Genomic DNA, 13,837 nt, shown 5'->3' with positions numbered 1-13,837 from the left:
ACCCGCGCCGCGACCGGCATCAGCCGTCGCGGCGTTTTGCCATTTACACCACCGTTCTTCCTGAAAGCGGTGCAGACATCATTTATTAAGGAGCGCATTCATGGCTGTTGGTCTTGGTCCTTTGCCAACGTTGCACCCGGTTGCCGGTTTTGAACTCGGTATTGCCTCGGCCGGCATCAAGCGTCCTGGACGCAAGGATGTCGTGGTCATGCGCTGCGCCGAAGGTTCCACCGTGGCAGGCGTGTTTACCCTGAACGCCTTTTGCGCCGCTCCGGTGATCCTGGCCAAGCAGCGTGTGCAAGGTCCGGTGCGTTACCTGCTGACCAACACTGGCAACGCCAACGCCGGCACCGGCGAACCGGGTCTGGCCGCCGCCGAGCGCACCTGCGCGAAACTGGCTGAGCTGACTGGCGTCGATGCCAGCCTGGTGCTGCCATACTCCACCGGTGTGATCGGCGAGCCGCTGCCGGTCGAGAAAATCGAAGGCTCGCTGCAAGCCGCTCTCGACGACCTGTCGGTGAACAACTGGGAAGCTGCCGCCACCGGCATCATGACCACCGATACCCTGCCGAAGGGCGCCAGCCGCCAGTTCCAGCATGACGGCGTGACCATCACCGTTACCGGCATCAGCAAAGGTGCGGGCATGATCCGCCCGAACATGGCGACCATGCTCGGCTACATCGCCACCGACGCCAAAGTCTCCCGCGACGTGTTGCAAAACCTGTTGCTGGACGGCGCCAACAAGTCGTTCAACCGCATCACCATCGACGGCGACACCTCGACCAACGACTGCTGCATGCTGATCGCTACCGGTCAGGCGGCACTGCCGGAAATCACCTCCGCCAGTGGTGAACTGTTCGCCAAGCTGAAACAGGCTGTGTTCGAAGTGTGCATGGACGTGGCCCAGGCCATCGTGCGTGACGGCGAAGGCGCGACCAAATTCGTCACCGTCGAAGTCAACGGCGGCGGCAATCACCAGGAATGCCTGGACGTCGGCTACACAGTGGCGCACTCGCCGCTGATCAAGACCGCACTGTTCGCATCCGACCCTAACTGGGGCCGCATCCTGGCTGCCGTTGGCCGTGCCGGCGTACCGAACCTGGACGTGAGCAAGATCGACGTGTTCCTCGGCGAAGTCTGCATCGCCAGCCGTGGCGCCCGCGCATCGACCTACACCGAAGCCCAGGGCGCAGCGGTGATGCAGCAGGAAGAAATCACCATCCGTATCGAACTGGGTCGCGGCGATTGCAGCGAAACCATCTGGACTACGGACCTGTCCCACGAATACGTGAAGATCAACGCCGAGTACCGTACCTGATTACTCTGTAGGAGCCGGTTTGCCGGCGAAGGCGTCTTCATCTGCGATTGATGTGTTGAGGCCGCTACCGCTATCGCTGGCAAGCCAGCTCCTACAGTTGACCCGGTCGGTCGCAAGATTGGCGGCTGACGAAGATCCCTGTGGAGCGGGCTTGCCCGCGATGACGGCCGACCGGACTCCAGAGATTCTGGCTCGTCCCCTCTGACAAGAAGGCACCTAGCATGTCCTTGCACCTGATCATCGGCGACAAATTGCATTCCTCCTGGTCCCTGCGCGGCGCCCTGGCCCTTGACCTGGCTGGCGCCCCGTACACCGAAGAATTGATCAAACTGAACCAGCCGGACACTCGCGAGCAGTTGCTCAAGCATTCGCCGACCGCCAAAGTCCCGTTGCTGAAAACCGAGCACGGCACCATCGCCGATTCCCTGGCGATTGCCGAGTACCTGGCCGAACAATTCCCTGACGCCGGCCTCTGGCCCAAAGACGTCGCGGCCCGCGCCCAGGCACGTTCGGCCTGTGCACAAATGCACGCCGGCTTCTTCGCCATGCGCGGCAACATGCCGTTTGACCTGAGCCGCGACGCACCTTTGTCGCCAGTCCCGGCCGACGTCCAGGCGGACATCGAACGCATGCTGGCGTTGTGGGCCGAGTGCCGCGCAGCCGCGACCGAAACCGGTCCATACCTGTTTGGCCGCGCGACCCTGGCTGATGCCTTCTTCGCACCGATTGCCGTGCGCCTTCGCACCTACCAGGTGAAGTTGCCGGTGGCGGACGAGGCCTACGTCGAAACGATCTACCAATGGCCAGCCTTCAAGGCCTGGCAAAAGGCGGGTCTGGAGGAGGTCGGGCAGTGAAACGAGTACACGTAGCCGCGGCGGTTATCCGCGAGAGCAGCGGCAAGATCCTTATTGCCCGGCGCGCCGACACTCAGCATCAGGGCGGTCTTTGGGAATTCCCGGGTGGCAAGGTCGAGGCCGACGAGTCCGTGGAAACTGCGCTGGCCCGTGAGCTTCATGAAGAACTGGGGATTGTGGTCAATGCCGCTCGACCGCTGATCAAGGTCCGTCATGACTATCCGGACAAACAAGTGTTGCTGGATGTCTGGGAGGTCTCGGATTTTTCCGGCGAACCTCACGGTGCCGAAGGCCAGCCTTTGGAATGGGTGGCACCGCGTGATCTGCCAGGCTATGAGTTTCCGGCCGCCAACCAGCCAATCGTTGCGGCGGCGCGATTGCCTGCGGCTTACCTGATTACGCCTGAAGATCTGGAAACCCCAGCGCTGCTGCGCGGTATTCAGAAAGCCATCGCCAACGGCATCAAGTTGATCCAGCTGCGGGCGCCCAACGGCTACGACCCGAAATACCGTGATCTGGCGGTGGACGCGGCCGGGCTGTGTGCCGGCAAGGCGCAGTTGATGATCAAGGGACCGTTCGAATGGTTGGGCGATTTCCCGTCGGCCGGTTGGCACATCACCTCGGCACAGCTGCGCAAATACGCAGCGGCCGGTCGTCCGCTACCGGCATCGCGCTGGTTGGCGGCGTCCTGCCATAACGCCGAGGAACTGGCGCTGGCCGAGCAGATGGGCGTGGACTTTGTGACCCTGTCACCGGTGCAGCCGACCCTGACGCATCCGGGGGCTCAGCCGCTGGGTTGGGAGCAGGCTGCAACGTTGATCGAAGGTTTCAGCAAGCCGGTGTTCTTGCTCGGCGGTGTCGGGCCGGCGCAAGTTGATCAGGCTTGGGCGGCAGGCGCCCAGGGTGTGGCGGGGATTCGGGCGTTCTGGCCGGATTCTTTGGTGTAGCGGGCGGCCTCATCGCCGGCAAGCCGGCTCCTACAGGGTTACGCGATCCTTCTGTAGGAGCCGGCTTGCCGGCGATGGCGTCCTTAAGGGCGCCAATTAAACTCCAGGTTTCGCAGCAGGCTGCCACAAAATCTCCGCAATCCCCTGACGCCTGGCAATCACCCGCGCCACCACAAACAACAGATCCGACAACCGATTGATGTACGCCAGGCCAACCCCGGCCAACGGTTCAAGCGCATTCAAATGCTGACACCGGCGCTCGGCACTGCGCGCCAGGCTTCGGCACACATGCGCTTGCGCAATCAGCGCCGAACCACCCGGCAGAATGAAGTTCTCCAGCGGCCCCAGCTCTTCATTCCACACATCGATCGCTGCTTCCAGGCGTTCGATTTCTGCCGCATTCAACGCCTGATATTCCGGCATGGCCAGTTCGCCACCGAGATCGAACAACCGATGCTGGCAAGGCGCCAAAACCTCGATCACTTCGTTTAATCCGGGAAACTTTCCACGTTCCGCTTCGAGCCCGGCCAACAGCACGCCGACCTGGCTGTTCAATGAATCGACTTCGCCAATGGCCTCGATCCGCGGGTGGTCCTTGGGCACGCGGCGGCCGTCGCCCAGCCCGGTTTCGCCTTTGTCGCCGGTGCGGGTGTAGATCTTCGACAAGCGAAAGCCCATGGTTACCTCGAAAGCTGATTGAGTTCTTGAGAAACGAGCGGGGTGCTCGTCAACGGCAGGCGCAAGGTGAAACACGTGCCCTGGCCCAGGGTCGATTGCACTTCCATCTGACCCTTGTGGTTGTTGGTGATGATGAAATACGAAACCGACAAGCCGAGCCCGGTGCCCTGACCGATTTCCTTGGTGGTGAAGAAGGGTTCGAAGGTGCGTTTGCGCACGCTCTCGCTCATGCCGATGCCATTGTCCTCGACCTGGATTTCCGCCCACGGCGGATTGAGTCTGGTCCGCAGGATGATCCGTCCCGGCTCGCAGCCGTCCTCGCGCTGGTGAATGGCTTGCGCGGCGTTTTTCAGCAGGTTGAGCAGCACCTGCTCAAGTTCGTTGGCGGTGCCGGGCACGGGGCCCAGAGCGGGGTCGAACTGACGAATGATCGCCTGACCCTTGAAGTCAAAGCCAATCGCCAGGTCAAAGTCGTTGCCGGCGATTTCCACGGCTTGATCGATCAGCGCCGGCAAATCGCACGGCGCCATTTGCCGGGTGCTGCGGCGGCTGAAGCTAAGCATGTGGGTGACGATTTTCGCCGCCCGGGCGCCCGCCTGTTGAATGCCGTCGAGCAGCTGCGGCACCTCACGTACTTTCAGGTACTCGTTGACCGTATCCAGCTCAACGCCGACTTGTTCGGCCTGTTCGAGGTTTTTTGGCAAGTCCGGGGACAGGCGTCGACGAATGTTCTGCACGTTGTGCAGGATCGCGCCAAGCGGGTTGTTGATTTCGTGGGCCATGCCGGCGGCGAGGCCGCCCACCGAGAGCATTTTTTCCGACTGCACCATCATTTCCTCCAACGACAGGCGCTGGGTGATGTCGTCGATGCGGATCACCACACCACGACCGGCACCGCCCATCAGCGGGTAAAAGGTCAGGGCGTAATGCTTGGGCTCATCGTCCTTGAGCCAGGTCACGCGTTCGATCTTCGCCACCGTGTGCTGCTCGACGGTTTGCTTGAGCTGCGGCAGAAACGGCTTGAGTGGTTCGAAGGCGAGAAAGATCGGCTGATTCAGCGCTTCATCCAGGCGTGTGCCGGAGAGGGCGCTGGCCTCCTGATTCCACTGCGTCACGTAGAGCTGCTCGTCGAGGGCGATCAGCGCCGATGGCATGGAGTCGATGATGCTGTTGAGGTAATTCTGGAACCCGGTGAGTTTCTTCTCGATCTTGCTGCGCACCTGGACCTCGAGCTCCAGTTTGCGGTTGGTGTGGCGGGTTTCTTCGGCCAGGCCTTGGGCCTGATCGTAAGCGGCCTGGGATTCGTCCCGTGCCCGTTTGAGTTGCTGCTCCCGTGCCTCGATACGCGAGAGCATGGTGTTGAACGCCTCGGCCAGGCTGCCGATTTCGTCATGGTTGCCGCGTGAGGCGCGCAGGGCGTAGTTCTCCTCCCGGGTCACTTGCCGGGACAGCTCTTCGAGTTGGTGGATCGGCCGGGTAATCAGGCGTTTGATCTGCCGGGCGATCACCAGCCATAACAGCACGCTGAAGATCAGAATGCCGAGGCTGGCAGTCAGGGTCCCGGTGTAGAAGGCCATCGGCAATTCGCTGCTGGCGACCAGCAGCAGATGGCCGGGCGCGGTGCCGGGACGGGGCAGGGTGATCACTTGGTTGCTGCGAAATTCGGTGGCTTGCCAGGATTCGATGTGGCGGTAACGCTCGGGCAGGCCCAAATGATCGCCACGTTGCAACTGCGCCAGCCTTTCGCCCTTGCCGTCATACAGGGCTGCCGCGCGCAGCGGTGAATAACTGTTGAGCTCATTGAGCAGCCGCTCGGCATTTTGTGGTGACTGCAGCGCTTCAGCCACCAGGCTCGGGTTGGACACCAGTCGGCCGATGGTCTGCAAGGCCTGGGGCGCCATGCTTTCCTGGGAAATGTAGTACGCGGCGCTGATAAAGGTCAGGTTGGCGACCAGCAAAACGGTGGTCAACAGCACCAGCAGGGCGGCCAGCAGTTTCTGGCCGACGGGAAGGTTTTCAAGGCGCTGGCGCAATGGCATCAGGTTTATCGCTGAAAAGGAACAAGTGGCCAGCGTAGCCGCTGCTCAGTCGCTGGGCAATCCAAGGCTGTGCAGATGGGCGATCAACCGTGCTTCAAGTTGATTGAGGTGCGGCAGGTTCAGTCGGTGTCGCGAAGCCACTTTGCACACATAGCCCAACAGATAGCTGATTTCGGTCCGGCGCTGATTCGCAACGTCCTGGTACATCGACGAGAAATTGGCTGCAGTGGCGTGAATGACCCGCTCCACTTCTTGCTGGAGGTCTTCGGCCGCTGCCGGTTGGCCGCAGCGTTCAAGCAATTCGGTCAGTTCGCCGCAGAGGGTGGCGACTTCACAGTGATGGTTCTGCAATCCGCCATTGCGGCAATTGTGTATCACTGTCAGTGGGTTGATCGCACAGTTGAGTGCGAGTTTTCGCCATAGCCTTGTGAGAATGTCGGTGCTCCATTCGTGTGGAATCCCGGCGGCGCTCACGTCATCCAGCCAGATCGGTGCCACAGGATGACCGGCATCCCCCAGCCAGGTGTAACCGTGACCGGCGAATACCACGCGCCAGTCACCGTCGCGAAACGCGCCTTCAGTGCTCGAAGCAAAAATGCAGCGCGCTTGCGGCACCTGCGCGGCGACGGCGTCCTGACTGCCAAGGCCGTTCTGCAACAGGATCAATTCGGCACCGGGCGCGAGGCGCGGCGCCAACCGGGCCACGGCCTGCTCGGCATCGTAGGCTTTGCAGGCCACCAGCAGGCGGTTGATCGGCTCATCGCTGTCGGTAGTTTCGCCGGGGATGGCATACGTTGTTGCTTCGCCGTGCTCCACCAGCGTCAAGCCGCCCGCAGCCTGATAAGCCTGCAAGCGCGGCGCATCCCGCACGATCAGCCGGACCGGCACTCCGGCCCGCGCCAGACGCGTGGCCCATAAGGTGCCGAGGCTGCCGGCGCCCAGAACATGCCAGGTGGTGGACATCAGCTTTTTGCTCTGTTTGAGGCGCGCATCGGACGCTCGCAGTGAATGATGGGAAAGACCCGTTATAATCAGCGCGGATTTTAACCGCAAGCCAGGCGTGCTCCATCTTGATCGAGCGCGCCCTTTATTGGAGAGATTACATGCCGTCGTTCGACGTGGTATCCGAACTGGACAAACACGAAGTCACCAACGCGGTCGAGAACGCCGTCAAGGAACTCGATCGTCGTTATGACCTGAAAGGCAAGGGCACCTTCGAGTTCAAGGAAAAGGACCTGACCGTCAACCTGACCGCTGAAGCCGATTTCCAGCTCGAAGCAATGATTGAGATCCTCAAGCTGGCGCTGGTCAAGCGCAAGATCGATGTGCAGTGCCTTGAAGTCAAGGATGCCTATGCGTCGGGCAAGCTGATGAAACAGGAAGCCGTTCTCAAGGAAGGCATCGACAAAGAGCTGGCGAAGAAAATCGTCGCTCACGTCAAGGACGCCAAGCTCAAGGTGCAGGCCGCCATTCAGGGCGAGCAAGTGCGCATTACCGGCAAGAAACGTGACGATTTGCAGGAAGCCATCGCAGCCCTGCGCGCCAAGACATTCGACATGCCGTTGCAGTTCAACAACTTCCGCGACTGATTTTTTCAGGCGGGAACCTCTCGGCGTTTTCGGCGTCCGAGGCCCAAGCAGCGGCAGAACGGCTGCCCCCGAACGGGAGCAGCCTTTCTGCCGCTTATTTTTTTCGCGTGCCGTGTGGCCGGAAATCAGGAGAATGTAGATGGACTTGAATGCTGAAGTGGACAACCTGGTCAAGGCGTCCCAAGCCTGGGTTCCGATGATTATGGAATACGGCAGCCGGGTGCTGCTGGCGATCATCACTCTGGCCATCGGCTGGTGGTTGATCAACAAAGTGACGCAGAAACTGGGCGGCCTGATCGCGTTGCGTAACGCTGACCTGGCGCTGCAAGGCTTCATCAGCAGCCTGGCGAACATTATTCTGAAGATTTTGCTGATCGTCAGCGTGGCGTCGATGATCGGTGTCGAAACCACCTCCTTCGTAGCTGCAATCGGTGCGGCCGGTCTGGCCATCGGTCTGGCGTTGCAGGGCAGCCTGGCGAACTTCGCCGGTGGCGTGCTGATTCTGTTGTTCCGTCCGTTCCGTATTGGCGACTGGATCGAAGCTCAAGGTGTTGCCGGTACGGTCGACAGCATTCAGATTTTCCACACCGTACTGCGCACTGGCGATAACAAGACCATCATCGTCCCGAACGGCAACTTGTCGAACGGCATTATCACCAACACTAACCGTCAACCCACCCGCAAGGTTGTGTTTGATGTGGGCGTGGATTACGAAGCGGACTTGCAGAAGGCCCGTGAAGTATTGCTGGACCTGGCCAAGGATGAACGCATCCTGGCTGAGCCGGCTCCGCAAGCTGTCATTTCTACCCTGGGCGACAGTTCGATCACTGTTTCTTTGCGAGTGTGGGTGAAGACGGCGGATTATTGGGATGTGATGTTCATGTTTAATGAACAGTCCCGTGACCGGTTGAAAACGGCCGGCATCGATATCCCGTTTCCACAGCGGATGATTCGAGTGGTGCAGGAATCTGCGGTGCAGTAAGTAACAAGCAGGCAGCAAAAAGGCCCATCCGAAGATGGGCCTTTTTATTTGTTACCGCAAACTAACTGGATGCGATTACAAAATCGACAGTGGGTAGTCGACGATCACACGGAACTCTTTCACGTCGCCTTCACCTTCGTCGGCGTTAGCAAAGTGCCAAGCTTGACGGAAGCGAACGGACAGATCTTTTGCCGGGCCAGACTGAACAACGTACTTGGCTTCGAAGTTGGTTTCGTTGTGCTTGCCATCTTCACCGTACAGGCCGGTGTAAGCGCTGCCTGCTGGGGTGTGGGTACCGTCGATGTCCCAACCTTTCACGTAACGGGTCATGAAGCTCAGACCTGGAACGCCGTACTCAGCCATTTTCAGGTCGTAACGAACCTGGGCAGACTTCTCGCCAGGGGCGTTGAAGTCAGAGTACTGGATGGAGTTGGCGAGGAAGATCGAGTCGCCGCCGCGGTTGTTCTTGCCAATACCGACGTAGTCGAACGGGGTATCGCCATTAACCTTTTGGAAGGCCAGGGTGATGGTGTGCGCTTTCAGGAACGAGAGAGCAGTTGCCAGCGAGAATGCGGTGTTGCTGATGTCACCAGCTTTCGAATCACCGGTGTCGGTGGTGCGATAGATGTTGAAGTCAGTGTTCAGCGACGTGTCACCACCAAATGGAGTGGTGAGGTTCACGTTGGCGTAGTACTGGTTCCAGATGTCTTCCAGCTGGGCGCCATACAGCGATGCGGACAGGTTTTCGGTAATGCCGTACTTGCCACCGAAGTAGTCCATGCTGTCAGCTTTCACGCCAGCATAGTTTGCCCACAGGTCGCCGTCACGGGAGTTTTTGTCCTGGCTGGAACCCGAGTAGAAGTGGCCGGCTTCGAGGTCAAGGTCTTTGACTTCGCTGCTCTGCAGTTGGAAACCGCTGGCAACTTGAGGAAGGATACGGGAACCGCCAACAGCAAACACTGGAGCAGTGCTTGGCGACATGTCGCCGATTTTCAGCTCGGTTTTGGAAACGCGGAATTTAATGGCCGCGCCTGCTTTACCCTGGCTGTCGTTGACGTTGCGGCCACCGTTGGCGTTAACGGTATCGCTACGGCTCATGTTGCCCGAACCGGAAGTGCCATCGCCGCCATCCAGTTTGATGGCCAGGTAACCGAATGCATCAACACCAACGCCAACAGTACCCTGGGTGTAACCGGAGTTGTAGGTGCCCCAGATACCTTGGGTCCAGTCTTTGACGTCGCGGGCGCCGTCTTTGTTGTCACGGTTGAAGTAGTAGTTGCGAACCAGCAAGTTCAGCGAGCTGTCTTCAACAAAACCTTTGGCTTCAGCCTGGTCACTTACGAAAGGTGCGGCCGTAGCCACTTGAGTACTGGCTGCTGCTGCAACTGCCAGTGCGATCATGCTCCACTTCATCACGCGCATCGTGATTTGCTCCTTTGGTTTTAGAAGAGTACTGCCGTCCCACCTGTTTTATTATCTGGGCGGCTCTTTCTTTTTGTGTCGGCGCAAACTTATATCACGCCGACCATGTTGGCGATACTTGCGTATCTAACCTTTCAGCTTCTTTACGACCCCGTCGCAAACAGCTTGGTAGATGTCGCAAATTTACAGCCCCAATGCAACCGGAATGACAACGTCATCGCTGTTTTCCAAGGCGTGAGCATCGGTAAAAAGAGTCCCTGGTGAAACGTTTGAATCTCCATCGGGCAACCCTGCCACTGTTTTTATTTGCCTGAAGGCTTCCACTTCCAGTGGTTGCATTGCAGGCGATGTGAGTGTGAATGCAACAAGCGTGCACAAATCAGAAAACTGCTGTTTTTTTTTCTGAACGCCTGCGTGTTACCGTAAAAACCTCATAAAACCGGGGGTTACAAGCACCTTTTAATGGGGCTTGACGCCACGGTTTGCATCGTGTTGCGCCCTCCTGGCCGACTGCGTGACAAACAAAAACGTTACCGGTTCACCCCGCCAGTGGGTAATTGGCGGATACCCGACGCACTCAGCGTAGACGCACTGTGCGGTTTTGGTGCAAAAAATTTTAATCGCTGTACTGAATTCATACAGCATGACTGCTGAGTGATTGCGAACAGGTCGTTGTCTGTCAGTCATTTCAGCGTTTTTTGCATGATCATCGGTTCTGTAATGGTGCGCCCTTGCGAAAAATGTCTCATGTCGGGGCGCGCATTCCGCAGGTCGCTCGAATTTCGATGGGCCTTCGACCGTGGTTCGTCGTGAAGGCGGTGGTGTTCACAGGTATGCTGCCGTCCTGTCGCTTGGTGCGTCGTCCTGCGTGGAGGGGCGCTAAGCTGAAAATGATGACTAGACGGGAGTGCGCGCAGTGTTCGCTTTAGATCCACGACTTCAACAAGACACGTTACCGATCGGGGATTTCCCGCTCAGCCGGTTGCTGTTGTCCAATGATTCGAACTACCCGTGGTTCATCCTGGTACCTCGTCGCGACGATATCAGCGAGATATTTCAGTTGGATGTCGCTGATCAGCGGCAGCTGTGGCAGGAAACGACCGCGCTGGCGGAAATGCTCAAGGACTCGTTCGACGCGGACAAATTGAACGTCGCGGCCCTGGGTAACGTCGTCAGTCAGTTGCACATGCATGTGATTGTGCGCAAGCGTGAGGATGCCGCCTGGCCGGCCCCGGTCTGGGGCAAGCACCCGGCGAAGCCTTACAGTGCAGAGCAGATCGCGGTGATTCGCGAGCGGCTGCGTCTGGTGTTGACCGATGATTTTACGTTTCTGGAGGGTTGAATCATGAGCCTGGAAGAACGCGTTACCGATCTGGAGAGCCAACTGGCCTTTCAGGATGACACCATCCAGGCATTGAGCGATGTGCTGGCGACGCAGCAGCGTGCCGTTGAGCGTCTGCAACTGCAAATGGCGGCCTTGCTCAAGCGCCAGGAGGAAATGGCCGGCCAGTTCGAAACGTTCGAAGAAGAAGCGCCACCGCCGCATTACTGAACATGCAGGCGTAAAAAAACCGCGAGCAGCCTGGCTGTTCGCGGTTTTTTTTAGCCTTGAATCAGCGTCGCGGAAGAGCGGCGATCACGTCTTCGGCTTGCAGGCCCTTGTCGCGATTCATGACGGAGAACTCCACGCGCTGGCCTTCGACCAGGACGCGATGACCTTCGCCACGAATGGCCCGGAAATGCACGAAAATATCATCGCCGGAATCACGGGAAATAAACCCGAAGCCTTTGGAAGTGTTGAACCACTTCACGGTGCCGGTATCGCGGTTGGTCATGTCATAGCTTGGCGACGCGGTGGCCGGTGAAGATTTGTAGAAGCTGATGGCCAGATGAAGAAGCACGGCGATCAGGGCCGCCACCAGGCTGAACAGTACGGCAGGTTGACCGGCGATGACAGGCATCGGCGCGAGCAGCGTCAGGGTTTGCAATACGACGGTCAGAACCAGCAGGGCGCTGACCAGGTTTTGCAGTTGATGACGCGGGCCTTTGTTCCAGTAAGGGATTACAGGTGCGAGGGTAAGGTTGAGCAGGCCGAAAAAGGCCAGGTAAAGCGCATCGGGTTGTTGCAGGTAAGGAACAGCTTCGGATCGCAGGCTAGGGATGAAGGACAGCAGCAGGGCCGCTGCGCCCATTAGCAGGTGGACGATTTTCAACATTTTGATTAACTCACGTTAAGACGGATCACAAGGAAGAGCTGATGGAGTACGGTTCGCTTCAGAACAATAAGAGGCGTTGGGCACGTACTCGTTATCAGCCTATGCGCAACGCCCGGAAAAATAGGGCTTTGCGACACACTGCCTATTTAACAGCAAAGCTTGCGGCTACTCAAATCAGGGAGTCCAGCGGTGCATCGGGGGCGATATGTCGCAGGGAGCGGGGGGCATTCTCGCCTGCGGTGTGGCGACAGGCTTGCTAGAGTGGTCCTGCACCTGTCGGATGAATTTGATCACCTTTAGGGGAAAAGCATGGCAATCGATATCGGTATCAGTGAAGAGGATCGCAAGTCCATCGTCGACGGACTTTCGCGTCTGCTGTCGGACACTTATGTACTTTATTTGAAAACCCATAATTTCCACTGGAATGTCACCGGTCCCATGTTTCGGACCCTGCACCTGATGTTCGAGGAGCAATATAACGAGTTGGCCCTGGCGGTCGATTCGATTGCCGAGCGCATTCGCGCGCTGGGCTTTCCTGCTCCGGGTGCCTATTCCATTTATGCTCGCCTTTCTTCTATTAAAGAGGAGCCGGGCGTGCCCAGCGCAGAAGGCATGATCAAGCAATTGGTCGAAGGGCAGGAGGCCGTCACGCGTACGGCGCGGGGGATCTTCCCCCTGCTCGACAAAGTCAGCGACGAGCCCACGGCGGATTTGCTGACCCAGCGCATGCAGGTTCACGAGAAAACTGCATGGATGTTGCGCGCTTTGCTGGATGAGTAACGCGTTCAGTGCGCGGATGGTGCCTTGCAGGTGTTATCCGCGCGCTGTCGTATCGGCCTCTCTTCGTTGAATGATCTTGCGCCAGTAGATGTAGGAAATTGTCCGGACTAGGACGGTCTCCATGATCCGCCTTCAGTTGTTGGCTTATCCTACGTGGATGGTCAAAAAGTCATCTGGATATAACTTTGCGCCTGCGCTTTTATAAGAATCACAGCATGACTCTTATAAGAACCAGGGATGGCAAAGGAGTGTCAACGGTATGGTTTATGAAGACAGGCGAAGCGAGGGGAGGAACGGTTCATTCAAGGATGTAAGGATCGATCCGTTTGTCAGTGAGTTCGATATGGGCCTGGCCCAGCCATTATCCCGATCCGTACGCTTGAATGGCTTTGCCACCTGCTTGCGGCTTGAGCAGGTGTATTGGGATATTTTGGGGGAAATGGCCAGGATCAATTGCTGTTCGGTCAGTGCGTTGTTGTCTCACGTGGATCGAGAAGTGCATTTGCGTCACGGCGGGGTGAAGAATTTCAGCGGGCTGGTGCGGGTTGTCTGCGTTGTGCACAGCCTGAAGGAAGGGAGTTGCGTCGTCATGGCCTAGCCGTGATGGCGGAATGCATCGCGTGTCAGTCTGTGCAGTCTTACGGCTGCACAGGCTGCATTTAATGGATATAATCCCGCTCTTTGCCGCAAAACCCAGCGTGTGCGGTAGCAATCTGATCGCCGAGACAACCCCCATGCCGATGTACGACTATCAATGTGCTTCCTGTGGTCATCAGTTGGAAGCCATTCAAAAGATCAGCGCAGCACCGCTGGTCGACTGCCCTGCCTGCCAGGCGCCAGAGCTCAAGAAGATGCTGTCCATGCCGGGCTTCCGCCTTAGCGGCACCGGCTGGTACGAAACCGATTTCAAGACCGGTTCCAAGAAGAACCTGGCCGGCGGCGATAAAGCCGACTAGGGTCTGGAACCTGAGTTGAACGACACGTGCGAGTTCTTGCACCATCCCGTGTGCAA

At 58.3% G+C, this 13,837-nt stretch carries 15 protein-coding genes; 10 read left to right on the top strand and 5 right to left on the bottom strand.

Annotated features, from left to right (window positions below; genetic code table 11):
- The first annotated feature begins 100 nt into the window (after positions 1–100).
- The 3 genes from argJ to IB254_RS09325 all read left to right on the top strand — a co-directional run bounded on the left by argJ (position 101) and on the right by IB254_RS09325 (position 3,119).
- Positions 101–1,318 (top strand): bifunctional glutamate N-acetyltransferase/amino-acid acetyltransferase ArgJ, encoded by a 1,218-nt coding sequence (argJ, locus tag IB254_RS09335; protein WP_192417098.1) that lies wholly within the window; start codon positions 101–103, stop codon positions 1,316–1,318.
- Positions 1,319–1,539: 221 nt separating this feature from the next.
- On the top strand, positions 1,540–2,172 hold the full coding sequence (locus tag IB254_RS09330) for a glutathione S-transferase family protein (protein WP_192417097.1): 633 nt from the start codon (positions 1,540–1,542) through the stop codon (positions 2,170–2,172).
- Entirely contained in the window at positions 2,169–3,119 is a 951-nt protein-coding gene (locus IB254_RS09325) for a Nudix family hydrolase (RefSeq protein ID WP_192417096.1), read from the top strand. Before IB254_RS09330 ends, IB254_RS09325 begins: the two co-directional genes overlap by 4 nt.
- A gap of 96 nt (positions 3,120–3,215) precedes the next feature.
- Here the strand turns inward: IB254_RS09325 and IB254_RS09320 are convergent, their stop codons facing one another.
- From IB254_RS09320 to IB254_RS09310, 3 genes are read right to left on the bottom strand one after another with little or no spacing between them, the layout of a single operon-like run.
- A complete protein-coding gene (locus IB254_RS09320; RefSeq protein ID WP_008029250.1) occupies positions 3,216–3,797 on the bottom strand; it encodes a cob(I)yrinic acid a,c-diamide adenosyltransferase in 582 nt (193 codons plus the stop codon).
- Positions 3,798–3,799: 2 nt separating this feature from the next.
- Positions 3,800–5,836 (bottom strand): sensor histidine kinase, encoded by a 2,037-nt coding sequence (locus tag IB254_RS09315; RefSeq protein ID WP_008029248.1) that lies wholly within the window; start codon positions 5,834–5,836, stop codon positions 3,800–3,802.
- Between the two features lie 45 nt (positions 5,837–5,881).
- Positions 5,882–6,799, bottom strand: coding sequence for a putative 2-dehydropantoate 2-reductase (locus tag IB254_RS09310; RefSeq protein ID WP_192417095.1), 918 nt, complete (start codon positions 6,797–6,799; stop codon positions 5,882–5,884).
- 140 nt (positions 6,800–6,939) lie between these two features.
- On the opposite strand from IB254_RS09310, the gene IB254_RS09305 reads away from it, so the two are divergent.
- Together IB254_RS09305 and IB254_RS09300 are read left to right on the top strand one after the other, a co-directional pair.
- Positions 6,940–7,425 carry a YajQ family cyclic di-GMP-binding protein gene (locus tag IB254_RS09305; RefSeq protein WP_007906601.1) on the top strand — a complete coding sequence of 162 codons (486 nt, stop codon included), beginning with the start codon at positions 6,940–6,942 and terminating at the stop codon, positions 7,423–7,425.
- A gap of 139 nt (positions 7,426–7,564) precedes the next feature.
- Positions 7,565–8,407 (top strand): mechanosensitive ion channel family protein, encoded by an 843-nt coding sequence (locus IB254_RS09300; protein WP_192417094.1) that lies wholly within the window; start codon positions 7,565–7,567, stop codon positions 8,405–8,407.
- Between the two features lie 75 nt (positions 8,408–8,482).
- Here IB254_RS09300 and IB254_RS09295 read toward each other — a convergent pair whose 3' ends face one another.
- Positions 8,483–9,829: an OprD family porin gene (locus tag IB254_RS09295; RefSeq protein WP_192417093.1), complete on the bottom strand. Its 1,347-nt coding sequence runs from the start codon at positions 9,827–9,829 to the stop codon at positions 8,483–8,485.
- Between the two features lie 916 nt (positions 9,830–10,745).
- Between IB254_RS09295 and IB254_RS09290 the strand changes: the two genes are divergently transcribed.
- Both IB254_RS09290 and IB254_RS09285 read left to right on the top strand, forming a co-directional pair.
- Positions 10,746–11,171 (top strand): HIT domain-containing protein, encoded by a 426-nt coding sequence (locus IB254_RS09290; RefSeq protein ID WP_192417092.1) that lies wholly within the window; start codon positions 10,746–10,748, stop codon positions 11,169–11,171.
- 3 nt (positions 11,172–11,174) lie between these two features.
- On the top strand, positions 11,175–11,381 hold the full coding sequence (locus tag IB254_RS09285; RefSeq protein WP_008029236.1) for a SlyX family protein: 207 nt from the start codon (positions 11,175–11,177) through the stop codon (positions 11,379–11,381).
- A 61-nt stretch (positions 11,382–11,442) separates the two neighbouring features.
- On the opposite strand, the gene IB254_RS29735 is transcribed toward IB254_RS09285, so the two are convergent.
- Positions 11,443–12,045 (bottom strand): cold-shock protein, encoded by a 603-nt coding sequence (locus tag IB254_RS29735; RefSeq protein WP_008029235.1) that lies wholly within the window; start codon positions 12,043–12,045, stop codon positions 11,443–11,445.
- Between the two features lie 309 nt (positions 12,046–12,354).
- On the opposite strand from IB254_RS29735, the gene IB254_RS09275 reads away from it, so the two are divergent.
- The 3 genes from IB254_RS09275 to IB254_RS09265 all read left to right on the top strand — a co-directional run bounded on the left by IB254_RS09275 (position 12,355) and on the right by IB254_RS09265 (position 13,781).
- Positions 12,355–12,825 (top strand): Dps family protein, encoded by a 471-nt coding sequence (locus IB254_RS09275; protein ID WP_008029233.1) that lies wholly within the window; start codon positions 12,355–12,357, stop codon positions 12,823–12,825.
- A gap of 259 nt (positions 12,826–13,084) precedes the next feature.
- On the top strand, positions 13,085–13,423 hold the full coding sequence (locus tag IB254_RS09270) for a ribbon-helix-helix domain-containing protein (RefSeq protein WP_008029232.1): 339 nt from the start codon (positions 13,085–13,087) through the stop codon (positions 13,421–13,423).
- A gap of 136 nt (positions 13,424–13,559) precedes the next feature.
- Positions 13,560–13,781 carry an FmdB family zinc ribbon protein gene (locus IB254_RS09265; protein WP_010457489.1) on the top strand — a complete coding sequence of 74 codons (222 nt, stop codon included), beginning with the start codon at positions 13,560–13,562 and terminating at the stop codon, positions 13,779–13,781.
- The last annotated feature ends 56 nt before the right edge of the window (positions 13,782–13,837 follow it).

This window comes from Pseudomonas sp. PDM03 (assembly GCF_014852385.1).
GTDB lineage: Bacteria > Pseudomonadota > Gammaproteobacteria > Pseudomonadales > Pseudomonadaceae > Aquipseudomonas > Aquipseudomonas migulae.
This window is presented reverse-complemented; position numbering and strand designations above follow the sequence as displayed.